This window comes from Candidatus Planktophila sp., from assembly GCF_044348745.1.
In the GTDB taxonomy this organism is placed as follows: Bacteria; Actinomycetota; Actinomycetes; order Nanopelagicales; family Nanopelagicaceae; genus Planktophila.
The window spans coordinates 1-24,785 of record NZ_JBIKSG010000003.1; the positions used below are offsets into that span (position 1 = coordinate 1).

The following is a 24,785-nucleotide window of genomic DNA, read 5'->3' on the forward strand; positions in this document are numbered from 1 at the left end:
ATATCTGTGACACCGATTGCAGCACCAGCTGCCCGTTGTTCACGTTGTCGAATTGCTGGCATCTCTTCTTTCGTAAAGCCTGACTCTTCTCCACCTTGATCGCCGTTAGTACAAAACACGTAAGCAACTTCGATTCCCTTTTTCACCCATTGGGCAATAGTTCCGGAGGCCCCGAAATCAGAATCATCAGGGTGGGCGTTTACGACCAAGACGCGCTTGATCTCGTTATCTGCGATCGGTTCCATGTAGCAAGACTATTAGACTCCTCCTCATGACTGAAATCGATCCATTACTTGAGGGACTCAATCCTCAGCAATCGGAGGCGGTTACACATTCAGGCGGCCCATTATTGGTCGTTGCCGGTGCTGGATCTGGAAAGACTCGGGTACTTACTCGCCGCATCGCATATTTAATGTCTAGACGTAACGTTGCTCCATATCAAATTTTGGCAATCACTTTCACAAACAAAGCTGCTGGGGAAATGAAAGAGCGTGTTGCAGATTTGGTTGGCCCAATCGCTAAATCTATGTGGGTCTCGACTTTCCACTCAGCATGTGTGCGCATCTTGCGCCAAGAAGCAACGCGCCTTGGGTATAGCAATTCATTTAGTATTTATGACTCGGCTGATTCACAGCGACTCATTACAATTGTTGCCAAGGAATTAAACTTAGATCCCAAGCGATATCCAGCTCGCCAATTTCAATCCATGATCTCAAATGCAAAAAATGAACTTCTAGGCCCACAGGATTACTTAAATGCAGCAAGCAACCAGTTTGAACAGGTGGTTGCTGATGTTTATGCGGTTTATCAGCAGCGCCTAATCCGCGCGAATGCCATGGATTTTGATGATTTGATTCTAAAGACAGTAGAAGTTCTCCAGCGCTACCCTGAAGCAAAGGCACGATTTAGATCTCGCTTTCGCCACGTTTTGGTTGATGAATATCAAGATACAAACCATGCTCAATACATTTTGGTCAAAGAACTTGTTGGCACTGAACTGGAGGGTCAGCCTCCAGCTGAACTATGTGTAGTCGGTGATGCTGATCAATCAATTTATGGATTCCGCGGAGCTACTATTCGAAATATTCTGCAGTTTGAACTGGATTACCCAAATGCCCAGACTGTCTTACTTGAGCAGAACTATCGTTCTACGCAAAACATTCTTAACGCTGCTAACGCAGTCATAACTAAAAACGAAAGCCGCAAAGAGAAGAACTTGTGGTCTGATGCAGGATCTGGGGCACCACTGACTGGATATGTTGCCGAAAGCGAGCATGATGAAGCCAACTTCATCGCAGATGAAATTCGATCTCTTCAGCGTGAAGGGGTTTCAACGCCTGGAGATACCGCAATTTTTTACCGAACTAATGCACAATCTCGTGTTTTTGAAGAAGTATTCATGCGCAATGCCCTTCCTTATAAAGTAGTTGGAGGCCTGCGATTTTATGAACGCCGAGAAGTAAAGGACTTACTGGCATATCTGAGGGTTTTAGCAAATGTTGAGGATGAGATTTCTCTTCGCAGGATCATCAATGTGCCAAAGCGAGGCATTGGTGACACTTCACTTGATTACGTCGATGAGTTTGCTCGCAACAACAACATTTCTTTTTGGCAAGGATTATTGCGGGTGAATGAGAATGGATCTGTGCCAGCTCGCGCAGCCCTGGCGATCACTGAATTCACTTCAATGGTTAGCGCTTTAGCGGTGTTGGTTGAGGCTAAAACTAAACCCTCAGTAATTGTTGAAGCGGCACTTGAACAGTCAGGATTACTTAAAGAGTTAGCCGATAGCACCGATCCTCAAGATGAAGTTCGCGTCGAAAACTTAAAAGAGTTAGTAGCAGTTTCTATGGAGTATGAAGAACGCCCATTTGAGGAACTTGGCGAAGATGAGGAGATTTCATTAGCAGGATTTTTGGAGAAAGTTTCTCTTGTTGCTGATGCAGATGAAATTCCAGAAGGAGAGGATCATGGAGGTGTTGTCACAATGATGACTCTGCACACCGCGAAAGGTCTTGAGTTCCCAACAGTATTTCTCACTGGCATGGAAGATGGAATATTTCCTCACTCGCGTACTCTCGGAGAAAAAGATGAGATTGAAGAAGAACGTCGTCTTGCATATGTTGGTTTAACTCGTGCGCGTCAACGTCTATATATTTCACGAGCTGAATATCGCTCAACATGGGGAGCACCAAATTACAATCCTCCTTCACGTTTTCTAGATGAAATTCCCGAAGAGGTAATTGAATGGCGCAACGAAGGTAGAGCATCTTTGTCGCCATCATTTGTCACACGTACTCGTGTTGCAACCACACCGCCACCAAGAGCCACTGGCAAAAAGAGCGCTGCCATGGAGCTAGCTGTTGGTGAGCGTGTGTCACATGACACATTCGGATTAGGCACGGTAGTAGCCGTTGCGGGGGCCGGGGACAAAGCCGAAGCGACAATTAACTTCGGTCAGTACGGAGAGAAGCGTTTGCTGCTGCGTTATGCACCTGTTGAGAAACTATAGGATTACCCCGTATATATGCCGGCCAATAGATTGTGAGCCCCAGTGGATCTCTTTGAATACCAAGCCCGAGATATTTTTGAAAAACATGGAGTACCTGTTTTAGCTGCAGCAATTGCCACAACAGCAGATGAAGCAGAAAAAGCTGCAACTGATATTGGTGGCAAGGTGGTCGTAAAGGCACAGGTAAAAGTTGGTGGCCGTGGCAAAGCAGGAGGCGTAAAGCTTGCTGAGAACCCACAAGATGCTCGCGAAAAAGCTGGCGCAATCCTCGGCATGGATATTAAGGGTCACACCGTTCGAACTGTAATGATCGCTGCAGCAGCACCTATTGAAGCCGAGTACTACCTATCAATCTTGCTAGACCGTTCAAATCGCACATTTCTTGTCATGGCATCTGTTTCAGGTGGAATGGATATTGAAGAGGTCGCACATACCGCCCCAGAGAAACTTGCAAAGATTCCAGTATCCGCAGTTGATGGAATCTCTTTAGCTAAGGCAAAAGAGATAGTTGCAGCAGCAGCATTTCCTGCAGATGTTGCAGACCAAGTTGCAAATGTTTTACTGAAGTTATGGGATGTATTCCAGGGCGAAGATGCAACTCTTGTTGAAGTCAATCCATTGGTGAAAACAAATGATGGAAAAATAATTGCTTTAGATGGCAAGGTAACTCTTGATGACAACGCTGATTTCCGTCAACCAGATCATCAAGGACTAGTTGACCAAGATGCAGAAAATCCTTTAGAGGCAGCTGCTAAAGAAAAGGGTCTCAACTACGTCAAACTTGATGGACAAGTTGGAATCATTGGCAATGGCGCTGGACTTGTAATGAGCACCCTTGATGTTGTTGCTTATGCTGGCGAAAAACACGGCGGGGTTCGCCCAGCTAACTTCTTAGACATCGGTGGCGGTGCATCGGCACAAATCATGGCTGATGGACTTTCGATCATTCTTGGAGATGCCGATGTGAAGAGCGTTTTCGTTAATGTATTTGGTGGAATTACCGCATGTGACGCTGTTGCAAACGGAATTGTGCAAGCCCTTGAATTACTTGGGCCTAAGGCGACAAAGCCAATTGTTGTTCGCCTCGATGGAAACAACGTTGTCGAAGGCCGTGCAATTTTGGCTAAGGCCGCCCACCCGTTGGTGGAGCAGGCAGACACTATGGATGGAGCAGCAAATCGCGCTGCAGAATTGGCGGCGAAGTAATGTCTATCTTTATCAATGATGCAAGCAAGGTAATTGTTCAGGGAATGACAGGTTCCGAAGGAACCAAGCACACTCGCCGTATGTTGGCTTCAGGCACAAAGATTGTCGGCGGAGTTACTCCAGGTAAAGGTGGACAGGTTGTCGATATCGACGGTCATCAGTTGCCTGTATTCAACACAGTTGCTGAAGCAATGAGTGCAACAGGTGCCAATGTTTCTGTTGTTTTCGTTCCACCTAAGTTTGCCAAAGCTGCTGTCATTGATGCCATTGATGCAACGATGCCACTAGTTGTTGTGATCACAGAAGGTATTCCTGTTCATGATTCTGCAAGCTTCTATGCATACTCGCAGACAAAGGGAACGACGCAGATAATCGGTCCTAACTGCCCAGGATTGATTAGCCCAGGAAAATCAAATGTGGGAATTATTCCTGCAGACATCACTGGGTCAGGTCCTATTGGATTAGTGTCAAAGTCTGGAACCCTTACCTATCAAATGATGTATGAACTCCGAGACATTGGATTTAGCACTGCAGTTGGAATTGGTGGAGATCCAGTTATTGGAACAACACACATCGATTGCTTGCGAGCATTTCAAGATGATCCAGACACAACAGCGATTGTGATGATTGGTGAAATCGGTGGAGATGCAGAAGAGCGTGCTGCAGCATTTATCTCTGAGTATGTAACAAAGCCAGTTGTTGGTTACGTTGCAGGTTTCACTGCGCCAGAAGGTAAAACAATGGGTCACGCAGGCGCAATCGTTTCTGGGTCTTCAGGAACTGCGCAAGCGAAGAAAGATGCCTTGGAAGCAGCTGGAGTTAAGGTTGGCCAAACACCTAGTGAAACCGCGCGTTTGTTACGCGCAATTCTGGGTCGATAACAATGTTCACGCGGGTACTTGGAGCAGCATTGCCCCAGGTCCTGCGTAGCGTTGCATGGCTTTTACTTCCCACATCATTTATTGCCCTTCTCGCTTGGGCTACTGCAGGTAGCGCAACAGGCAATACGGGAGATCCTTTACGTGCAGCGTTGTGGATCTGGATTGGTGCTCACCAGATCCCTTTTTCTTTAGCACTGCCACCCTCTGGCTTAAATGGTTATCTTTCATATCTTCCACTTGGCGCTCTGGTCTTTCCAGTACTTGCAATTCGCAATGGCATAGCGCGCACTATTGAACGACTAGACAATGATTCTTCTTTGGCTGGTCCTGCTCGAGTCATCTTTGCTATCTGCTACACCCTGTTTGCTCTATTGGCTTCATTTTTTTCAAAAACTGAGACAGTAAAGCCAGTTTGGTATTTCGCACTTATTTATGTCTTGCCATTTACGCTTTTAGTTGGCTCTACCGTTGGACGCAAAGTTGCTTTAGGCCAAGGATTTCTATTTGGCTCTCGCATCATCGCCTTGCTCTTAGGTGCATCATCAATCATTCTTGGCATTTGCCTGCTTCTGAATTTATCAATGGTTAAGAACCTGACTATTGCTTTGCAACCCGGCATCTTCGGGGGTCTTCTTTTGCTATTGCTAAATGTTTTGTATTTGCCCAACGCAGCAGTTGCCACACTTGCATATTTTTCAGGAGTTGGATTTGCCGTTGGATCGGGCACATTAGTTTCGCCACTTTCATATCGTTTAAATACACTTCCTGCAATGCCACTGTTAGGCGCGCTACCTCAAGGTAAGTCAACAATCGCATTAATTGGCATCGCCCTTATTGTCTTTGCAGGTGCGCTCCTTGCAAGTTGGACAGTAGCCCTTAACTTTAAGGTTTTACATCAAAGTTTGATTGTGGCAATTCTGATTGCAGCATTTATTGGATATTCCGCAAGCGGTGCGTTGATCACAGAGACTATGTCAGCAGTGGGAGTTTCTACCTGGAAATTCACATTGGCAATAGCAGTCGAGCTAGTGGTAGGTGCTGCTTTAGCGCTGTATGTACCGAGATTTTTCAAGCGGACATGAGAAAGCGCGTTGTAATCCTTGCCTCAGGTGCAGGTTCACTTGCTCAGGCGATTTTGGATGCTCCAGATCTGGATATTCAAGTTGTCGCAGTAGTTTCGGATAAAGCAGATGCGCAGGTCATAGATAGAGCTAAGAAGGCCGCAATTAACACCTCAATCATTGAGTTGAAGGGTGATCGCCAGGCATGGGATAGAGATCTATTTGATCAGGTGAAGAAATACCAACCAGATTTAGTCGTTAGCGCAGGTTTCATGAAAATCTTATCGGCAGATTTCGTAAATTCCTTTCCAACTATTAATAGTCATCCAGCATTGCTTCCAGAATTTCCAGGCGCACATGCAGTTCGTGATGCTTTGGCAGCAGGTGTAACGGTCACAGGTACAACTGTTCATTGGGTTGATGCTGGCGTAGATACCGGACCGATCATTACCCAGATGGAGGTGCCGGTGTTGCCCGGCGATGATGAAGCCACTCTTCATGAGAGAATTAAGAAAGTAGAGCGCGGTCTCATTGTTGCGACCATAGCTTTGATTACACCGACACTGGAGACTATTCCTCGATGAAAAAACAAATTCGCCGTGCATTAGTCAGTGTCTATGACAAGGATCGCCTACTTGAATTGGGTGAGGCTCTTAATTTTGCAGGAATTGAGATTTTATCTACAGGATCGACTGCAAAGAATCTAGCTGATGCTGGGATTGCTGTGACTGAAGTCAGCACCTACACAGATTTTCCTGAAATTATGGGTGGGCGAGTAAAGACTTTGCATCCACGAATTCATGGTGGAATTCTGGCGGATCAAAACAATCCAGAACACTTAGCTGCAATCGCTGATCTAGATATCGCACCATTTGATCTCGTGGTTATTAACTTGTATCCATTTGCATCCACGCTTGCATCAGGTGCCAACTTTGAAGAATGTATAGAACAAATCGACATCGGTGGTCCATCAATGCTTCGTGGGGCTGCGAAAAACCATGGCTCTGTGGCTGTTATTTGCCAAACTTCCCAATATGACCAACTTCTAAATGCAATTAAATCTGGTGGTTTTACAGAAGTAGAGCGTCGTCAATTGGCACTAGAGGTTTTTAGAACAACGGCTGAATACGATTTAGCTATAGCAAGCTGGTTAGGCAAATCAGATTCTCAGGAATTACCTGATTGGTTTGGGCACATATGGCGTAAAGAAAACTCCCTGCGCTATGGAGAGAATCCACATCAAGCTGCCGCAATCTATTCAGGTGGAACTGCCGGGATTGTTGGTGCACAGCAACTACATGGCAAGGAAATGTCATTCAACAATTACACAGATGCAGAAGCAGCGTGGCGTGCAGTGTTGGATCATCGTGATCCTGCTGTTGCCATCATGAAGCATGCAAACCCATGTGGCGTCGCTGTTTGTGAACTGGGGGTTGCAGTTGCATATCAGCGTGCACATGAGTGTGATCCAGTATCGGCGTTTGGTGGAGTCGTTGCAGCAAATCGCACAGTTGATCTTGCAATGGCAGAGCCATTATCAAAAATCTTCACAGAAGTAATCATTGCGCCAGATTACGAAGCCGATGCTCTTGAACTGCTTATGAAGAAACCATCGATTCGTATATTGAAATGCGATGTAACATCGATAAATGCCTTTGAACTTCGCCCAGTTTCCGGGGGAGTGCTTCTGCAATCAACTGATTTAATCGATGCCGAAGGTGATTTGCCTACACATTGGAAGCAAGTAAGTGGCAAGGCAGTAGACATACAGACGATGAAGGATCTTGAGTTTGCATGGCGCAGTGTGCGCTCAGTAAAGAGCAATGCGATCTTGCTTGCAAAAGGCACCGCCTCGGTTGGAATTGGTATGGGACAGGTCAATCGTGTGGATTCCGCACGTCTTGCAGTTTCACGCGCAGGTGATCGCGTTAAAGGCTCTGTTGCTGCAAGTGATGCATTCTTTCCATTTGCAGATGGGCTGCAGATTTTGATTGATGCAGGCGTTACCGCCGTTATACAACCTGGCGGAAGTGTGCGCGATGATGAGGTTATTGCAGCTGCGCAGGCTGCTGGAATAGCCATGTTTTTCACGGGCACTAGGCATTTCTCTCACGCATAGTCGAATAGATAGGCTTTACCCATGAGCGCACAGATTCTAGATGGCAAGGCACTTGCAGCTGTCATTAAGGCCGATCTGACAACTCGCGTACTTGCGCTAAAGCACAAGGGAGTAACGCCTGGCCTCGGAACAGTACTTGTTGGTGATGACCCTGGTTCTCATTCTTATGTCGGCGGAAAACATCGCGATTGCAAAGAAGTTGGGATCAACTCAATCCGTGTTGACTTACCAGAGAGTGCAACCGAGAGAGATGTTCTTGCCGCTATTGCGGATTTGAATTCTTCCAAGGAATGTACTGGTTACATAGTTCAATTACCATTACCGAAGGGTGTTAATACCCAAAAAGTATTGGAAGCTATTGATCCAGACAAAGATGCAGATGGTTTGCATCCTTTAAATCTTGGTCGTTTGGTTTCAGGATACGACGCACCATTGCCATGCACACCGCGTGCAATTGTCGCGCTACTTGATCATTACAACATCACAACCAATGGTGCAGAGATAACTGTTATTGGTCGCGGATTAACAGTAGGACGTCCGCTCGGGTTGCTACTAAGTCGCAAACAAGAAAATGCAACTGTGACACTTACCCACACTGGCACAAAAGATTTATTGCAACACACAAGGAACGCTGACATTGTTGTTGCTGCAATTGGGCAGTCACATTTCCTAAAAGCTGAAATGATCAAAGAAGGCGCAGTAGTAATTGATGTTGGAATATCTAGAACTCCAGAAGGATTAGATGGCGATGTTTGTCCTGGTGTTTATGCAAAAGCGTCATACGTTTCACCAATGCCTGGTGGGGTCGGCCCAATGACGCGGGCCATGCTGCTAACAAATGTGGTTGATGCATGCAGTTAAATAATCGCTTGCTTTCTATAGTTAGTTACCTCGCTGTCCTGGTAGGGGTGGTTCTTGGGGCCTCCGGGATAGTGCGAGGTGGATCACTTTTTATTGCGGCAGGAACCTTGGGCATCGCACTCAAAGCTGGAAATTTCCGCCGCATAGAGTTTTATTTACCCGTTGTTATCGCTTTAGCCCTTTTTGCGCTGGCGATTGCCCTTCCGAACGGGCGATAGAGTTCACCTATTCGCAAATACGCATGAATGGAGTCACGATGGGTGGCAAAGTCACAGTAGTCGGTGCCGGTTTCTATGGTTCAACAACAGCTCTTCGTTTAGCTGAATATGATCTTTTCGACACTGTTGTATTAACAGATATCGTCGAAGGTAAGCCTGAAGGTTTGGCTTTAGATATGAATCAATCGCGCTCGATTGAAGGTTTTGAAACAAAAATTATTGGCGCAACAACCACTGCTGAAGGTGCTGGCTACGAAGCTACAGCTAACTCAGATGTTGTCGTTATTACAGCAGGACTCCCTCGTAAGCCCGGTATGAGCCGTATGGATTTGATTGATGTAAATGCAGGAATCGTCCGTGGTGTTGCAGAAAACATTGCAAAGCACTCACCTAATGCAGTAATTATTGTGGTTTCTAATCCATTAGATGAAATGACCTCACTAGCCCAGATCGCAACAGGATTTCCAAAGAACCGCGTAATGGGTCAGGCTGGAATGTTGGACACAGCACGTTTTACAAACTTTGTTGCAGAAAAACTTGGAGTAAAAGTTGCCGCTGTTAAGACTCTGACTCTTGGATCACATGGAGACACAATGGTCCCAGTTCCAAGCCGTTGCACAGTTGATGGCAAGCCACTAACAGATCTTCTCTCACAAGAAGAGATTGCAGAACTTGTGGATCGCACACGCAATGGTGGTGCAGAAGTCGTTGCACTTCTTAAAACAGGCTCTGCCTACTATGCACCATCTGCAGCAGCAGCTCGAATGGCCAAGGCTATTATTGAAGATTCAGGGGCAGTAATGCCTGTGTGTGCTTGGGTTGACGGTGAGTACGGAATTTCTGGTGTTTATCTTGGCGTTGAAGCTGAAATTGGTCGCACCGGTATCAAGAAGGTTGTCGAAAGCGCATTAACTGATTCAGAAGTTGCAGCCCTTAAAGAGGCAGCAGAAGCAGTTCGTGCAAAGCAAGCAGATGTCCAAACACTCTAGGCAATCTTTAATATACAAATAAAGGAGACTCAATGAGCAAGATCAAAGTTACAGGCACAGTCGTTGAATTAGACGGCGATGAAATGACCCGCATTATGTGGCAGTTCATCAAGGATTCATTGATTTTGCCTTACCTGGATGTGAATCTCGAGTATTACGACTTGGGCATGGAACACCGTGATGCAACTGATGATCAGGTGACTATCGATTCAGCACGGGCTATTCAAAAGCATGGCGTTGGTATCAAGTGCGCAACTATCACTCCGGATGAGGCACGTGTTGAAGAGTTTGGTTTGAAGAAGATGTGGAAGTCTCCTAATGGAACAATCCGCAACATTCTTGGCGGAGTGATTTTCCGCGAGCCAATCATTATCAGCAATGTTCCTCGTTTGGTTCCACACTGGACTAAGCCAATAGTTATCGGACGTCACGCTTTTGGTGATCAATACCGTGCAACAGACTTTAAAGTTCCAGGTCCAGGAAAGCTAACAATCTCATTTGTGCCAGAAGATGGATCTGCACCAATTAACACAGAAGTTTTCAACTTTGAATCTTCAGGTGTTGCAATGGCAATGTATAACGTTGACGATTCAATTCGCGACTTTGCCCGTGCATCCCTTAACTACGGACTTCTCCGTAAGTTTCCTGTCTATCTTTCAACGAAAAACACAATCCTTAAGGCTTATGACGGTCGCTTCAAGGATATTTTTGAAGAGATCTACCAAGCAGAGTTCAAGACACAATTTGATGCTGCTGGAATTTGGTATGAGCATCGCCTGATTGATGACATGGTTGCAATGTCTTTACGTATGGAAGGTGGATACGTCTGGGCATGTAAGAACTATGACGGCGATGTTCAATCTGACACCGTTGCACAGGGTTACGGCTCACTTGGTTTGATGACTTCCGTGTTGATGACACCAGATGGAAAGATCTGCGAGTCAGAGGCTGCTCACGGAACAGTGACACGTCACTACCGTGATCACCAAGCAGGTAAGGCAACATCAACAAACCCAATTGCTTCAATCTTTGCCTGGACTCAAGGTCTTGCACACCGTGCAAAGCTGGATAACAACCCAGAGCTTGCAAAGTTCTGTGCAACTTTAGAACGAGTGTGCATTGAGACTGTCGAGCAAGGAAAGATGACCAAGGATTTATCTCTTTTGATTTCAAAGGATGCTCCGTATCAAACAACTCAAGAGTTCTTGAATTCAATTGATGAGAACCTCAAGAAGGCCATGGCATAAGCGCATTTAGGCAACAAAAAACCCGCGGTGGCCATTGGCTCTCGCGGGTTTTTTACTGATCTAATTAAACGCGTTCTCCAGTTGCTGAGTTGAACAAGTGAACTGCGCCCTTAGCTGCTTCGACAGTGATTGTCTGACCTGGCTTTGGAGGGTTCTTTGGATCCCAGCGAACAATTACTTGCGCACCTTCATCTGCTGCATTAGCAAACTTAACTGATGAATCAGCTGGCTTTCCATAAACGAATGCATCTGAACCAAGCTCTTCAACAACTTCAACTAGTACATGGAAGCCCTTTGATGACGGTGTGAAGCCTTCTGGGCGAACACCGACTGTCACAGATGATCCTGCAGAAGCTGGAACATCAATGGCTAGATCTCCAAGCATCGCCTTACCGCCCACAACAGGTGCGATAAGTAGGTTCATAGCAGGGGATCCAATGAATCCTGCGACGAATGCGTTTGCTGGGTTGTCATAAAGATTACGTGGTGTATCTACTTGCTGAAGCAATCCATCCTTCAATACCGCAACTCGATCGCCCATAGTCATAGCTTCAACTTGGTCGTGTGTTACATAAACAGTTGTGATTCCTAAGCGACGCTGCAAGGCAGCGATTTGTGTACGAGTTGCTACGCGCAACTTCGCATCAAGGTTTGAAAGTGGTTCGTCCATAAGGAAAACTTGAGGCTCACGAACAATTGCGCGACCCATTGCAACGCGCTGACGTTGTCCACCAGAAAGAGCTTTTGGCTTGCGCTCTAGGTATGGCTCAAGGTCAAGCAACTTTGCTGCTTCAAGGACGCGACGTTCGCGCTCTTCTTTTGGAGTTCCTGCAATCTTTAAGGCAAAGCCCATGTTCTCTGCAACTGTCATGTGTGGATACAGTGCATAAGACTGGAACACCATCGCGATATCGCGATCTTTTGGTGCAACATTTGTTACATCGCGATCGCCAATTAAAATGCGACCGCCATCAATTTCTTCAAGTCCAGCCAACATACGAAGTGATGTTGACTTACCGCAACCTGATGGACCAACAAGAACCAAAAACTCTCCATCATTAACGGTGAGATTTAGCTTGTCGACTGCAGGTGCTGTTGTTCCTGGATAGATACGTGATGCGCCATCAAAAACTACTGATGCCATGAGATTTCTCTCCTTCTCCGGGCAGGTACGTGCCCGACGGTCCGAGGATGAAGGTGATGGCCGGTTGGCCAACGGCGCTAGATTACGCACAAACGCCGCTCAAGGGAAGATCTGGCTCAGCGCCACGGCCGGCTTTATGAGATCTCCTGGAGATCGTATACTTCTCACATAATGGAACCTCCCTCGTTGGCTTCACTGCTCGTTGACCTAGCAACCATCGCTGGCCTGATTATCTTGGCCGCCTTTTTCGTTGCTGCAGAAATTGCTCTCATATCTCTTCGAGATAGCCAGGTGCGTCAAATCGCATCCCGTGGAAAACGAGGCGCTCGCGTTGCAGCCCTTGCAGAACACCCCAACCGCTTATTAGCCGCTGTTCAAATTGGCGTGACTGTCAGCGGATTTCTCTCTGCAGCATTAGGTGCAGATCAGCTAGGCGATTATGTAATTCCATGGCTTGAGTCCCAAGGAATTTCAAAGGGCTGGAGTGCAACTATCTCCCTTATTGGTGTGACTCTTGTGATCGCCTATTTCTCTTTAGTCTTTGGAGAGCTAGTTCCTAAGCGAGTCGCGCTTTTTAGAGCTGAAGAAATCGCGATGACTACTGCTGGAACCATCAATATTGTTGCAAATATCTTCCGCCCAGTTATTTGGTTGCTTTCAAAGTCAACAGACTTTGTGGTGCGCGCATTTGGTATTGATCCTAAAGAGCAGCGCAGTCAGATGTCTGAAGAAGAGCTACTCGACTTAGTTGTCGGCCATGCTGCATTGACCGCAGAGGAACGCGACATTGTCGAAGAAGTTTTTAATGCCTCAGAACGTCAGGTGCACGAAGTTATGGTGCCCCGTACTGAAGTTGATTTCATGGATGCCTCATTGACTGTTGGTAAAGCAATTGAACTAGCAGTTGATAAGGCGCATTCTCGCTACCCAGTTGTTCGAGGCTCATCTGATGAGGTTGTTGGATTTATTCACGTTCGCGATTTGTTGGATACCTCCCTTGCATCCAAGGGAACCAAGATTGTTGAGTTAGCTCGAAATATTATGTATTTGCCTGGTACGAAAGGGATTTTGCCAGCCCTAACGGAGATGCGTATGCAAGGGCAGCACCTGGCAATTGTTCTTGATGAATATGGTGGGACCGATGGAATCGTCACCCTAGAAGACTTAGTCGAAGTTCTTGTGGGGGATATCCGTGACGAATATGACGACCATGAGGATGAAATTTCACATGAAGAGCGCACAGGTGATTTCGAAGTAGATGGGCTTATTTCTATTGAGGATTTAATCGAGCAGACCAACCTCGAAATTCCAGAAGGTCCATATGAGACTGCCAGTGGATTTGTCATGCATTTCTTAGGTCGAATCCCACGCGAGCACGATGTAGTGAACGTTAATGGCATCCGAATCACGGTGTTATCAATGGAAGGCAAACGCGCAGGGCAGTTATTGATCTCGCGATCAGCATAGTTGTGAAAGAATTATCGGCATGACACAGAAGCGAGTTCTTTCAGGCATTCAGCCAACAAGTGACTCCTTCCACCTCGGAAATTATCTGGGCGCTCTAAAGCAATGGGTTGAATTACAAGAAGGCAATGATGCTTTTTATTGCATTGTTGATTTACATGCACTCACTGGTGAAATTGAACCAGCGTTGTTTAGAAGGCGGACTTTGGCATCTGCTGCCCAGTTGATTGCCCTAGGAATTTCACCTGAAAAATCAACCTTATTTGTGCAGTCTCATGTTGCAGAACACAATCAATTGGGCTGGATTATGGAATGTCTTGCAGGTTTTGGTGAGGCAAGCCGTATGACTCAATTCAAAGATAAATCAGCAAAGGGCGGAGCAGACACAGCCCGTGTTGGTCTCTTTACATATCCGATGTTGCAAGCCGCAGACATACTTTTATATCAAGCCCATTTTGTTCCGGTTGGAGAAGATCAACGTCAACACATTGAATTAACCCGTGATCTGGCTACTCGTTTTAATTCTCGATTTGGTGAAACCTTTAGATTGCCAGAGGGCTACATCTTGAAAGCAGGAGCAAAGATTTACGACCTGCAAGAGCCAACTTCAAAAATGAGCAAATCCTCGGGTTCGACATCAGGGGTTTTAGAACTAATGGATACTCCTGAAGCCAATACAAAAAAGATCAAAAGCGCCGCAACAGATGCGGGCCGAGAAGTTACATTTGATGAAAAAGAAAAACCAGGCATTAGTAATTTGCTAACTATTCATTCATCACTTTCCGGAACTTCAATTTCAGATCTTGAAACTCAATTTGAAGGTAAGGGATACGGAGACTTTAAGACTGCTGTGGCTGAAGTGGTGGTTGAGCACTTCCGGCCGATCAGGGCTAAGGCACTTGAACTCTTAGAAGATGAAAAGCACCTCATTGACCTTCTCCATGAGGGTGCAGAGAAAGCTCGCAGCGTTGCCTCGGAAACCCTTCAGGAAACCTACAAAAACCTCGGTTTAGTGCGATAAAGGCTTCTTTTCCTCAACCCCAACTTGAGAGTTTTCCAAAACGTTACACCCCCGATACCAAAATAAAGGCTCGCTTGTTGAGTTTAATCATGGGTGAGTTATAGGCTCCCAATTACAGAAACCTTCCGTAATTGCCCTTAAAAGCAGATATTGAAGATCCCCTTGAATCCTTGGAGGAAAATTGAAGAAAGTATTTCGTCTTGTAGCAGTTGTTGCTGCAACTGTTATGGCTGTAACAGCATTTGTTGCACCATCAGCAACAGCAGCAACTAAGGTAAAAGTTGGCCTTGCTTATGACATCGGTGGACGTGGCGATAAGTCATTCAACGATTCAGCAGCAGCTGGTCTAGATCTAGCTAAGAAGAAGTTTGGTGTTACAGCTCGTGAAGTAACAGTTACAACAGGTTCTGATTCAGAGCGTGAAGACAAGCTTCGCTTGCTAGCAAAAGCTGGATACAACCCAATCATTGCTGTTGGCTTCCTATACGCAGGACCAATCAAGAAGGTTGCATCAGATTATCCAAATGTTCAATTCGGAATCATCGATGATGCATCAGTTGACCTACTAAACGTTGCAGGTCTTGTATTCGCTGAAGAGCAGGGTTCATACCTAGCTGGCGTTGCAGCAGCACTTGCATCAAAGTCAGGCAAGGTTGGTTACATCGGTGGAGTTCGTATTCCACTACTACAGAAGTTTGAAGCAGGATTCGTTGCTGGTGTTAAGGCAACAAAGAAGTCAGTAACTGTTGACGTCAAGTACGTCACAGAGCCACCTGATTTCGGTGGTTTCAATGACCCAGCTAAGGCAAAGGTTATTGCTAAGGGAATGATCGATAAGGGTATCGATGTTATCTACTCAGCAGCAGGTGGATCAGGTGCGGGTAACTTCGCAGCTGCAACCGATGCTGCAAAGGCTGGCAAGAAGGTTTGGACTATCGGAGTTGACTCTGATCAGTACCTAACAGCCTCAGCTGCAGAGAAGAAGAACATGCTCACATCAATGATCAAGCGCGTTGACCGTGCTGTTTACGACGTAATTGCAACAGCTGTTGCAGGCTCATCTGTAAACGACATCCTTGACGAGAACGGTATCTACGGTCGCGTATATAACCTCTCACTTGATGGCGTTGGCGTCTCATACTCAGGTGGATACATCACCAAGTACAAGGCACAGATCGATAAGGCTGCTGCTGCAATCAAGTCAGGAAAGATCAAGGTTCCAACAAAGCCATAATCGCTTTTTGGAATAAACGCAATTAGAAAGTAGTGTTTGGCCCAACAATGGAGTTAAATCTCCTTGTTGGGCCAAATGCTTTTCTCACCGCAACAGTCAAAGGAGATTGCCAGTGTCAGTAGCAGTAGAACTGCGACACATCAGTAAGCGCTTTCCTGGCGTAATAGCCAACAAAGATGTCTCACTGAAAGTTCAGACCGGCACGGTCCACGCTCTCGTTGGTGAAAATGGCGCAGGTAAATCAACTGTTATGAAGATCCTTTATGGGATGCAACGCCCGGATGCTGGTGAAATTCTAGTAAATGGTCAACAGGTTCACTTTAAAACTCCTAATGATGCAATTGATGCTGGCATTGGCATGGTCCATCAGCACTTCATGTTGGCTGATAATTTCACTGTTCTAGAAAATATAATTTTGGGTTCAGAGCCACATCACGGAGTCACTATAGATTTTGCTGGCGCACGGGAAAAAGTTGTAGAAATGGCTCAGCAGTATGGATTGGATATAGATCCAGATGTCTTGGTCGAAGAGCTAGGTGTTGGACAGCGCCAGCGCGTAGAAATTTTGAAGGTTTTATTCCGTGGTGCAAACATACTAATTTTCGATGAACCTACTGCGGTTCTAGTTCCGCAAGAAGTAGATGATCTCTTCAAGGCACTCGAAGGCTTACGTGCCCAAGGCATGGCCTTGATTTTTATCTCACACAAGCTTGATGAAGTATTGAGAGTGGCAGATGAAGTCACTGTGATCCGACAAGGTTCCACAGTTGCTGAAGTGAAATCAAAAGATGTGACAGCTCGTCAACTCGCTGAGCTGATGGTTGGAAGTGAATTACCGAAGCCTTCCACACTAGGACATACTCGACGAGAAGAAATCACTTTGGCTCTCAAGGATGTCACTATTCCTACTGCCACTGGCAGCCGAGACTTAATCTCAAATATCACCTTTAATCTCCACGCCGGTGAAGTTATTGGCATTGCAGGCGTTGAAGGAAATGGTCAGGCTGAATTAGTAGAGGCCATTATGGGACTGCGTGATTACACGGGATCGATTGAATTTCATGGCTCATCAATCGATGAGTTAAGTGTTGCTGATAGGCATGATCTTGGTATTGGTTTAATTCCGGAAGACCGTCAGCGACAAGCTCTAATGATGTCCTCACCATTGTGGGAGAACAGAATCCTTGGACATCAACGCAGCAAGCCAGTTATGCGTGGATTTGTTATTGATAAGAAAGCAACAATTGAGAGCACTCGCACAATCATGCAAGAGTTTGATGTGCGGGCACCTGGTCCAGATACTTTGGCAGCGGCATTGTCAGGTGGAAATCAGCAGAAATTTATTGTAGGCCGCGAAATGAGCAAAGCTCCAGCACTCTTGGTCGCATCACATCCAACTCGCGGAGTTGATGTTGGCGCGCAAGGTGCTATTTGGGATGTGCTTCGGAAAGCTCGCGAAAAGGGAATGGCAATTGTTCTTATTTCAGCAGATCTAGAGGAGTTGATTGGAATGTCAGATCGACTCTTGGTTATGTTGCGCGGCAAATTGACGGCGGAGTTAGACCCTGCAAAAACAACTCCAGAGCAATTAGGTTCTGCAATGACAGGTGCAGCATGAGCAATTCTCTGACACGAAAATTTACACCGAGCAAAATCGGTCTAGCTGTTGCTGCGCCACTTGCGGCGGCAGTATTTTCAATCGCGATTTCAAGCATTGCAGTTATTGTTAGTAAGAAATCTCCACTAGAAGCCTTTAGAACTATGTGGGATTACGGCACCGAGGCTGGATCCTTGATGGAGATTGTTAATACCGCAACTCCTTATTACATCGCCGCAATTGCAATCGCCGTAACCTTTAGAGCAGGTCTGTTTAATATTGGAGTTGAAGGACAATTGCGCTTAGGCGCTCTCTTTAGCTGCTACATCGGTGCCATGTTTGTTCTTCCGCCAGTCCTCCATGTTGCGGCGGTCTTTATTGTTGCAATGACATTTGGAGGACTTTGGGCTGCGATCGCTGCATTTTTGAAGGTAAAACGTGGAGTAAATGAGGTTATTTCCACAATTATGCTCAACAGCCTTGCAGGTGGCTTGTCGGCTTACTTATTGTCAAAACACTTTGCACTAGTTGAAGAAGGTTCAAACAATCTTCAAACAAAAGAGTTACCAGCTTCTGCCCAGGTTCCAGATTTGATGCCACTTTTGCGCAAGCTTGGTGTTGAAGATCAACCTGGTGGAGGCGTGTACGGCATGTTCTTTGTCGCAGTTGCTCTGGGCTTAATTTTCTGGTTCGTTGTTAACCGCACTCGCTTTGGATTTGAGTTACGAGCATCTGGGTTAAATCCGATTGCTGCACGCGTCAGTGGTGTGAACTCTAAGAAGATGACCTTCATCGCACTTGTTATTTCTGGAGCTATTGCAGGTCTTTCAGGATTGCCAGAAGTTCTTGGCCAAACACACTCATATAACTTGGGCTTCCGTGCAGGTATTGGATTCTCTGCGATTGCAGTTGCACTTCTTGGTCGTAACTCTGCAGGAGGTATGGCAATTAGCGCGCTTCTATTTGGCTTCCTTGAAGTTAGCTCACGTTCATTAGAACTCATTGATATTGCACCTGAGACATATGTGATCATGCAGGGCTCAATTCTTCTGAGTTCTGTTATTGCATATGAAGTTGTGCGGCGATTTAAGTTAACTCTGCAAAGTAATGAGCTAGCAAAGGTGGTGCAAGCGTGAAGGCTATGAAGGTATTGCGTTATGCCACCATGCTGGTCTTTGTGCTGGCATCTATCCGCGTTATTACAGGTGCTTCAGATTTAACAAGTACTGGTACGGCCTCAGCTGCGCTGCTTCTCTCGGTGCCAATTGTTTTAGCAGCACTCGGTGGTTTGTTCTCTGAGCGTTCTGGTGTTGTGAACATAGGTCTAGAAGGCATGATGATTATGGGTGCTTGGGCTGGCGGATATATCGGTTCACAGCACGGACCGTGGGCAGGTTTGTTTGCTGCAATTGTTTTTGGATCAATCGGTGCGTTGGTACATGCAATCGCTACAGTGACTTTTGGTGTTGACCATGTGGTTTCAGGAGTTGCAATTAACATCATTGCAGCCGGACTTGTTCGCTATCTTTCAACTCTTTTGTATCAAGGCGGATCATGGCAAGGTCCATCACAGTCACCGGGCATCGAATCAATCCCCGTTAATGGTCTGCCAGTGCTGTCTGGCGGTCAATACTTTGGATGGAAGAGTCCTGATTTATTGGGCTCACTTGCAAGCCACAATTGGTTCTTCATCTCCGACCTTGCTTCGATTCTTCGTGGCCTAACTGGAGATGTTTCATATGTAACCGTGGTTGCTATTTCATTTGTTCCATTGGCCTACTTCATCTTATGGCGCACCGCCTTTGGATTACGTTTACGAAGTGCTGGTGAAGCACCAGTTGCAGCAGAATCCCTAGGCGTCAATGTCTATGCCATGAAATATGCAGGCGTGCTTATTTCAGGTGGATTTGCTGGATTAGGTGGTGGCTTCTTAGCAATCGTCGCAGCTAGTAATTATCAAGAGAATCAAGTCGCAGGTCGCGGATATATCGGCCTGGCAGCGCTTTTGTTTGGTAATTATCGACCAGGTGGATTGTTAGCTGGTGCGAGTCTCTTTGGTTTTGCTGATGCCCTACAACTTCGTGATTCAGCTGCGATCCATGCTTTGCTGTTATTCATTTTCGTCATCTTGTTGTTTGTTGCATTCAGAAAGTTCAAGTCTGGAAAGATGGTTAGCGGCGGGCTAAGTCTTGGTTTTGCTGCTTTCACACTGTGGTTCTACTTCGCAGTAGATGAGCTACCTGGACAACTTGTGACAATGACTCCATACATTGCAACTATTTTAGTTATGGCACTTGCTTCTCAACGATTACGAATGCCAGCTGCCGATGGAATCCCATATCGTCGAGGCGGTTTGCGATGACCCAAATCAATTGGGATCAGATTCATCAAGATGCAATTGGAGCCATGAAGAATGCATATGCGCCTTATTCAAAGTTCCCAGTAGGTGTTGCAGCTCTTGTTAGCGATGGACGTATCGTCACTGGATGCAATGTTGAAAATGCTAGTTATGGTGTTGGACTCTGTGCAGAATGCGGGTTAGTTTCAAATTTGATTTCAAGTGGTGGCGGGCGATTAATTGCAGTTGTCTGCGTTGACGGGCAAGGAAATTACTTGGCCCCATGCGGTCGTTGCCGTCAGTTGTTGTTTGAACACGGTGGCCCTGAAGCCCTTCTCATGACAGATGAGGGACCACAAAAGATGTCTGCGATGTTGCCTTGGGCCTTTGGTCCAGACGACCTCGATCGCAACGAGCGCTAAGTGATTGAAGCCTATTCAGCCGCTGAAATCATTGCGGCAAAGCGAGATCATCACGCGCTAACTGATCCACAAATTGACTGGGTTATTGACGCCTATACGCGCGGTGCTGTTGCAGATGAACAAATGTCGGCACTGTTAATGGCCATTCTGCTCAATGGTATGGAAAATCGTGAGATTTCACGATGGACAGATGCCATGATTAATAGCGGCGAGCGAATGAATTGGTCGGCCCTGTCGCGGCCAACGGTGGATAAGCACTCCACAGGTGGCGTTGGCGACAAGATTACTTTGCCACTAGCTCCACTTGTTGCTGCATGTGGCGCAGCCGTTCCGCAGTTATCGGGTCGCGGACTTGGTCATACTGGTGGAACCCTAGATAAATTGGAATCTATTCCTGGATGGCGCGCATCTTTATCAAATGAAGAAATGCTCAAAGTATTGCAAGATTGCGGGGCAGTAATTTGTGCAGCAGGTGCTGGCTTAGCACCGGCTGATAAAAAATTATATGCACTGCGAGATGTGACGGCGACAGTGGAAGCAATTCCTCTCATCGCATCGTCGATTATGAGCAAGAAAATTGCAGAAGGCACAAGTGCACTGGTGTTAGATGTTAAAACTGGTGCTGGTGCATTTATGAGTGATCCAGAAAAGGCTAAAGAACTTGCCCATGTTATGGTTGGACTCGGAAAGCGTGCTGGAGTTAAAACATTAGCTCTTGTCACAGCTATGGATATTCCTTTGGGCTTAACCGCAGGAAATGCATTAGAAGTTCGTGAATCTGTTGAGGTTCTAGCCGGCGGTGGACCATCAGATATTGTGGAGCTAACAGTTTTGTTGGCACAGGAAATGTTGGAGCTTGCAGGTATTAAGGGTGCTGACCCTGCAGCGGCATTGAAAAATGGAAAAGCGATGGATGTGTGGCGTCAAATGATTTCAGCCCAAGGCGGAGATCCGGATGCAAAGTTGCCTGTTGCAAAGGAAAATACTGTTGTGACAGCACAAAGCAGTGGCACAGTTTTGTCCATGCATGCAATGAAAGTTGGGATGGCAGCATGGCGATTAGGCGCTGGGCGATCTCGTCAGGGCGAGGCAGTTCAAGCCGGTGCAGGCATTGAAATCCACGCAAAGCCGGGAGATGTTGTGACAGCAGGTTCGCCTCTCTACACGCTCCATACAGACACTCCAGCCGCCTTTGCTCGGGCTTTGGAGTCCTTGGAGAACTCTGTAACCATAGGAGCGGTGCCAGCAGGTGGCATTGATCGCCTGCCACTAGTAATTGAACGTATTGTTGATTAAGGGGTAAGAACAATGTCACTGACCAGCATTCCTACTAAGGAACAGATCGCATTAGTGCCTAAAGTGCTGCTGCACGATCACCTTGATGGTGGGCTTCGACCTCAAACAATTATTGATATTGCCAAAGAGATTGGCTACAGCGCACTACCTACCCACGATGCAACAGAACTTGCTACATGGTTTCGCGAATCATGTGATTCAGGTTCATTGGTTCGATACCTTGAAACCTTCTCTCACACTATTGCTGTTATGCAACGTCGTGAGGACATCATTCGTGTTGCCCGAGAGTGCGCATTAGACCTTGCACGCGATGGTGTTGTTTATGCCGAAGTTCGCGGAGCGCCAGAGTTATTTACCGAAAAAGGCTTGTCGATGACAGATGTCGTTGAAGCCACAATAGAGGGATATGAAATTGGCATGAAAGAGGCAGCAGCCGAAGGTCATCCAATTGTTGTTCGTGCTTTGCTATGTGGAATGCGTCAGAATAAAAACTCACAAGAAGTTGCCGAACTAGTTGTTAAGTACCGAGACAAAGGAGTTGTTGGATTTGATATCGCTGGTCCTGAAGATGGTTTCCCGCCGTCTGATCAAAAAGATACTTTTGATTATCTTCGTAAAGAAGATGCCCATTTTACTATCCATGCTGGTGAAGCGTATGGAATCCCGTCAATCTGGGAAGCCATCCAACTCTGCGGAGCCGAACGCTTAGGTCACGGTGTTCGAATCATTGATGACATCGACTTTTCAGGTGCTGAGCCACAGTTAGGTCGACTTGCAGCCTACGTGCGTGATCGACGTATTCCGTTGGAACTATGTCCAACCTCGAATCTGCAGACAGGTGCAGCTGCAAGTTATGCCGAACATCCAATTGGAGTATTGGCCAAACTGCGCTTTCGCGTGACGCTCAATACCGATAATCGCCTAATGAGCCAAACCTCTATGTCCTTTGAGATGGAAGAGGCTGTAAAGGCGTTCAATTGGGATTTTGCAGAACTGCAACGAGTGACAATTAACGCTATGAAAAGCGCATTTATCCCATATCAAGAGCGACTAAAAATCATCGAGCAGGTCATCAAGCCAGGGTATGCAAAGGTCTCATCTGGTTCATGATTGATTTCAGTGACCCAAGCTTCGTTTCTGATCCGTATCCAGTACTAAAAGAGTTGCGTGCCGAAGGCCAACCTGTGTGGCATGAAGGTATGCAGATGTTCCTAGCAGCCTGCCATAGTGATGCTAATGATGTCTTTCGCAATAAATCACTAGGAAGAATCTTTCAGGAAAAGAGTCCAGATTTTGAATGGGAGATATTCAATTGGCTACACGCAGATTCGATTTTAGATAGCGAACCGCCTAAACACACTCGACTACGTTCACTTGTTGCAAAAGCTTTTAACCGCCAAAAGATCGAAGGAATGCGTCCAGCTGTGGAACGGATTACCCATCAATTACTCGATGCTATTGATGAAAAAGTAAAATCAGAACAGACTTTTGATTTGATTGCCGATTACGCAGAACCATTGCCAGTGAAAATAATTGCAGATCTCCTGGGATTTCCAGAAACAGAAGAACACCTTCTTCGTCCCTGGTCACAAGCGATTGTTAAAATGTATGAAGTAAGTCCTAGTGTGGAATATCAAAATGAAGCAAAGGTAGCCGCCAGAGAGTTTGCAGAGTATGTTCGTAATTTAGCCGAGAGTCGCAAGAAGACGCCTGGTGCAGATTTGATCTCAGATCTTGCAAGCGTTGAAGAAAATGGCGAAAAGCTAAATATGCACGAATTGGTCGCCACATGTGTCTTGCTACTAAACGCTGGGCATGAGGCAAGTGTGAATGCATTTGGTAATGGAATGGTTGCCGCGTTACAACGCCCAGATCAAATTGCCTTACTCCGTACTAATCCACGTGGGATAACCAATACGGCATTGGAAGAGTTCATGCGATTTGATGCCCCTCTTCATCTGTTTGAACGAACTGCAACTGCAGATACCGAAATTGGGGGAGTGGCGATAAATGAGGGACAAAAGATTGCCGCTCTCATTGGGTCGGCTAATAGGGATGAAACAGTCTTTTCCAGGGCAGAAACTATGGATTTAACCCGAGATCCAAACCCCCACATCGGTTTTGGCGCAGGTATTCACTTTTGCTTAGGGGCACCATTGGCGCGACTAGAGATGAGTGTTTCACTGCCTGCGTTATGGGAAAGGTATCCAAATATGCAGTTAGCAGGAAATCCGATTCGTAGACCTACATTTGTTTTGCGTGGTTATGAGAGCGTTGCTATCTCCGCTTGATCTGGATAGGAAGATTGCGCACCTTTTCGTGTGACGCTAATGGATGCAACTTTGATTCCTAAAGTCATCGCACTGACTGGATCGCTTCCACTTGCAAGTGAGTATGCAAACGCCCCCACAAATGCATCTCCAGCACCTGTTGTATCAATTGCAGTAACTTTTGGCGCAGATACTTTTGTTAATTGACTATCGGCAGAGATATAGACCGCACCTTGGCTACCCAAAGTAACGATTGAGTTTTTGCCAGGTCTAAAAATTTTTAGAATCTCATCACTTGTGGGCAATTGACCGAATAGTTCTCGAAATTCAGTTTCATTGGGAATGATCCAGTCACAGAGTTCCAATAATTCAGGAGAAATCTCCTGATATGGAGCTGGGTTTAAAATGGTTGTGCATCCTCGAGCCTTTGCTGCCCTGAAAGCATTTAAGGTAACTTCTTGTTTGATTTCACATTGCGCAACAACAATTGAAAGATCCTTTATCGAATTGATAGCATCAACTGCCTTTTCGATTTCGATCTCATGATTGGCACCAGGAATAATTATGATGCGATTCTCACCATCCCCATCAACCCAAATATGGGCAATTCCAGTTGGAGTTTTACTGCGCTCTACATAATCTGTATTTATGCCAACCTTCACAAAGTTATCAAGGATCGATCCTCCGAAAACATCTTCTCCCAGTTTTCCAATGAAGTGAACCTCTGCGCCACAGTGCGCGGCCATAACGGCTTGATTAGCTCCTTTGCCGCCAAAACCAGTGGTGAAATGCTGGCCGGCTAGGGTTTGCCCTGGCTCCGGCAAGATTTGGGCATAGGCTGTTAAATCCATCATTGCGCTGCCCACGACTGCAATAACTGCTGGTTTCATACCGCTAGGCTAGCC

22 protein-coding genes are annotated in these 24,785 nt (G+C 46.2%); 19 read left to right on the plus strand and 3 right to left on the minus strand.

From position 1 onward, the window contains the following. Positions 1–245, minus strand: a 245-nt coding sequence (locus tag AC9UH7_RS00945) for a PIG-L deacetylase family protein (RefSeq protein ID WP_509593856.1), incomplete at its 3' end; no start/stop codon positions are given. Positions 246–271: 26 nt separating this feature from the next. Here AC9UH7_RS00945 and pcrA point away from each other — a divergent pair. From pcrA to AC9UH7_RS00990, 9 genes are all read left to right on the plus strand, one after another. Then, positions 272–2,512, plus strand: a complete 2,241-nt coding sequence (gene pcrA, locus AC9UH7_RS00950) for a DNA helicase PcrA (protein WP_509593859.1) — start codon at positions 272–274, stop codon at positions 2,510–2,512. Between the two features lie 42 nt (positions 2,513–2,554). Then, positions 2,555–3,718, plus strand: coding sequence for an ADP-forming succinate--CoA ligase subunit beta (sucC, locus tag AC9UH7_RS00955; RefSeq protein WP_509593861.1), 1,164 nt, complete (start codon positions 2,555–2,557; stop codon positions 3,716–3,718). After that, entirely contained in the window at positions 3,718–4,599 is an 882-nt protein-coding gene (gene sucD, locus AC9UH7_RS00960) for a succinate--CoA ligase subunit alpha (RefSeq protein WP_509593863.1), read from the plus strand. The genes sucC and sucD overlap by 1 nt, the downstream gene beginning before the upstream one ends. Positions 4,600–4,601: 2 nt before the next feature. Beyond that, entirely contained in the window at positions 4,602–5,681 is a 1,080-nt protein-coding gene (locus AC9UH7_RS00965; protein WP_509593866.1) for a cell division protein PerM, read from the plus strand. Further along, complete coding sequence (purN, locus tag AC9UH7_RS00970) at positions 5,678–6,244, plus strand: phosphoribosylglycinamide formyltransferase (protein ID WP_509593868.1); 567 nt, start codon at positions 5,678–5,680, stop codon at positions 6,242–6,244. The genes AC9UH7_RS00965 and purN overlap by 4 nt, the downstream gene beginning before the upstream one ends. Further along, positions 6,241–7,779, plus strand: a complete 1,539-nt coding sequence (purH, locus tag AC9UH7_RS00975) for a bifunctional phosphoribosylaminoimidazolecarboxamide formyltransferase/IMP cyclohydrolase (protein WP_509593871.1) — start codon at positions 6,241–6,243, stop codon at positions 7,777–7,779. Before purN ends, purH begins: the two co-directional genes overlap by 4 nt. Positions 7,780–7,800: 21 nt before the next feature. Beyond that, positions 7,801–8,640, plus strand: coding sequence for a bifunctional methylenetetrahydrofolate dehydrogenase/methenyltetrahydrofolate cyclohydrolase (locus tag AC9UH7_RS00980; RefSeq protein ID WP_509593874.1), 840 nt, complete (start codon positions 7,801–7,803; stop codon positions 8,638–8,640). 256 nt (positions 8,641–8,896) lie between these two features. Beyond that, positions 8,897–9,847 carry a malate dehydrogenase gene (mdh, locus tag AC9UH7_RS00985; RefSeq protein ID WP_509593877.1) on the plus strand — a complete coding sequence of 317 codons (951 nt, stop codon included), beginning with the start codon at positions 8,897–8,899 and terminating at the stop codon, positions 9,845–9,847. 32 nt (positions 9,848–9,879) lie between these two features. Continuing rightward, positions 9,880–11,094, plus strand: a complete 1,215-nt coding sequence (locus tag AC9UH7_RS00990; RefSeq protein ID WP_509593880.1) for an NADP-dependent isocitrate dehydrogenase — start codon at positions 9,880–9,882, stop codon at positions 11,092–11,094. Positions 11,095–11,158: 64 nt separating this feature from the next. On the opposite strand, the gene AC9UH7_RS00995 is transcribed toward AC9UH7_RS00990, so the two are convergent. After that, positions 11,159–12,238 carry an ABC transporter ATP-binding protein gene (locus AC9UH7_RS00995; protein ID WP_509593883.1) on the minus strand — a complete coding sequence of 360 codons (1,080 nt, stop codon included), beginning with the start codon at positions 12,236–12,238 and terminating at the stop codon, positions 11,159–11,161. Positions 12,239–12,409: 171 nt separating this feature from the next. Between AC9UH7_RS00995 and AC9UH7_RS01000 the strand changes: the two genes are divergently transcribed. The 10 genes from AC9UH7_RS01000 to AC9UH7_RS01045 all read left to right on the plus strand — a co-directional run bounded on the left by AC9UH7_RS01000 (position 12,410) and on the right by AC9UH7_RS01045 (position 23,901). Then, a complete protein-coding gene (locus AC9UH7_RS01000; RefSeq protein WP_509593886.1) occupies positions 12,410–13,705 on the plus strand; it encodes a hemolysin family protein in 1,296 nt (431 codons plus the stop codon). Positions 13,706–13,724: 19 nt separating this feature from the next. Then, entirely contained in the window at positions 13,725–14,723 is a 999-nt protein-coding gene (trpS, locus tag AC9UH7_RS01005; RefSeq protein ID WP_509593888.1) for a tryptophan--tRNA ligase, read from the plus strand. A gap of 181 nt (positions 14,724–14,904) precedes the next feature. Beyond that, positions 14,905–15,957 (plus strand): BMP family lipoprotein, encoded by a 1,053-nt coding sequence (locus tag AC9UH7_RS01010; protein WP_509593890.1) that lies wholly within the window; start codon positions 14,905–14,907, stop codon positions 15,955–15,957. 112 nt (positions 15,958–16,069) lie between these two features. Beyond that, entirely contained in the window at positions 16,070–17,575 is a 1,506-nt protein-coding gene (locus tag AC9UH7_RS01015) for an ABC transporter ATP-binding protein (protein WP_509593893.1), read from the plus strand. After that, a complete protein-coding gene (locus tag AC9UH7_RS01020; RefSeq protein ID WP_509593895.1) occupies positions 17,572–18,690 on the plus strand; it encodes an ABC transporter permease in 1,119 nt (372 codons plus the stop codon). The genes AC9UH7_RS01015 and AC9UH7_RS01020 overlap by 4 nt, the downstream gene beginning before the upstream one ends. 5 nt (positions 18,691–18,695) lie before the next feature. Further along, positions 18,696–19,916: an ABC transporter permease gene (locus tag AC9UH7_RS01025; protein WP_509593898.1), complete on the plus strand. Its 1,221-nt coding sequence runs from the start codon at positions 18,696–18,698 to the stop codon at positions 19,914–19,916. Next, positions 19,913–20,314 carry a cytidine deaminase gene (locus AC9UH7_RS01030; protein ID WP_509593901.1) on the plus strand — a complete coding sequence of 134 codons (402 nt, stop codon included), beginning with the start codon at positions 19,913–19,915 and terminating at the stop codon, positions 20,312–20,314. The genes AC9UH7_RS01025 and AC9UH7_RS01030 overlap by 4 nt, the downstream gene beginning before the upstream one ends. Then, positions 20,315–21,610, plus strand: coding sequence for a thymidine phosphorylase (locus tag AC9UH7_RS01035; protein ID WP_509593903.1), 1,296 nt, complete (start codon positions 20,315–20,317; stop codon positions 21,608–21,610). A 12-nt stretch (positions 21,611–21,622) separates the two neighbouring features. Further along, complete coding sequence (locus tag AC9UH7_RS01040; protein WP_509593905.1) at positions 21,623–22,720, plus strand: adenosine deaminase; 1,098 nt, start codon at positions 21,623–21,625, stop codon at positions 22,718–22,720. Continuing rightward, entirely contained in the window at positions 22,717–23,901 is a 1,185-nt protein-coding gene (locus AC9UH7_RS01045) for a cytochrome P450 (RefSeq protein ID WP_509593908.1), read from the plus strand. The genes AC9UH7_RS01040 and AC9UH7_RS01045 overlap by 4 nt, the downstream gene beginning before the upstream one ends. Here AC9UH7_RS01045 and rbsK read toward each other — a convergent pair. Beyond that, positions 23,874–24,770 (minus strand): ribokinase, encoded by an 897-nt coding sequence (gene rbsK, locus AC9UH7_RS01050; RefSeq protein ID WP_509593911.1) that lies wholly within the window; start codon positions 24,768–24,770, stop codon positions 23,874–23,876. The two genes, AC9UH7_RS01045 and rbsK, sit on opposite strands and share 28 nt — an antisense overlap. Between the last annotated feature and the right edge of the window lie 15 nt (positions 24,771–24,785).

Bases quoted from the DNA above. Each gene is read 5' to 3' on its own strand.
- pcrA (WP_509593859.1), top strand. From the start codon at position 272: ATGACTGAAATCGATCCATTACTTGAGGGACTCAATCCTCAGCAATCG.
- sucD (WP_509593863.1), top strand. From the start codon at position 3,718: ATGTCTATCTTTATCAATGATGCAAGCAAGGTAATTGTTCAGGGAATG.
- AC9UH7_RS00965 (WP_509593866.1), top strand. From the start codon at position 4,602: ATGTTCACGCGGGTACTTGGAGCAGCATTGCCCCAGGTCCTGCGTAGC.
- purN (WP_509593868.1), top strand. From the start codon at position 5,678: ATGAGAAAGCGCGTTGTAATCCTTGCCTCAGGTGCAGGTTCACTTGCT.
- purH (WP_509593871.1), top strand. From the start codon at position 6,241: ATGAAAAAACAAATTCGCCGTGCATTAGTCAGTGTCTATGACAAGGAT.
- AC9UH7_RS00980 (WP_509593874.1), top strand. From the start codon at position 7,801: ATGAGCGCACAGATTCTAGATGGCAAGGCACTTGCAGCTGTCATTAAG.
- mdh (WP_509593877.1), top strand. From the start codon at position 8,897: ATGGGTGGCAAAGTCACAGTAGTCGGTGCCGGTTTCTATGGTTCAACA.
- AC9UH7_RS00990 (WP_509593880.1), top strand. From the start codon at position 9,880: ATGAGCAAGATCAAAGTTACAGGCACAGTCGTTGAATTAGACGGCGAT.
- AC9UH7_RS00995 (WP_509593883.1), bottom strand. From the start codon at position 12,238: ATGGCATCAGTAGTTTTTGATGGCGCATCACGTATCTATCCAGGAACA.
- AC9UH7_RS01000 (WP_509593886.1), top strand. From the start codon at position 12,410: ATGGAACCTCCCTCGTTGGCTTCACTGCTCGTTGACCTAGCAACCATC.
- trpS (WP_509593888.1), top strand. From the start codon at position 13,725: ATGACACAGAAGCGAGTTCTTTCAGGCATTCAGCCAACAAGTGACTCC.
- AC9UH7_RS01020 (WP_509593895.1), top strand. From the start codon at position 17,572: ATGAGCAATTCTCTGACACGAAAATTTACACCGAGCAAAATCGGTCTA.
- AC9UH7_RS01025 (WP_509593898.1), top strand. From the start codon at position 18,696: ATGAAGGTATTGCGTTATGCCACCATGCTGGTCTTTGTGCTGGCATCT.
- AC9UH7_RS01030 (WP_509593901.1), top strand. From the start codon at position 19,913: ATGACCCAAATCAATTGGGATCAGATTCATCAAGATGCAATTGGAGCC.
- AC9UH7_RS01040 (WP_509593905.1), top strand. From the start codon at position 21,623: ATGTCACTGACCAGCATTCCTACTAAGGAACAGATCGCATTAGTGCCT.
- AC9UH7_RS01045 (WP_509593908.1), top strand. From the start codon at position 22,717: ATGATTGATTTCAGTGACCCAAGCTTCGTTTCTGATCCGTATCCAGTA.
- rbsK (WP_509593911.1), bottom strand. From the start codon at position 24,770: ATGAAACCAGCAGTTATTGCAGTCGTGGGCAGCGCAATGATGGATTTA.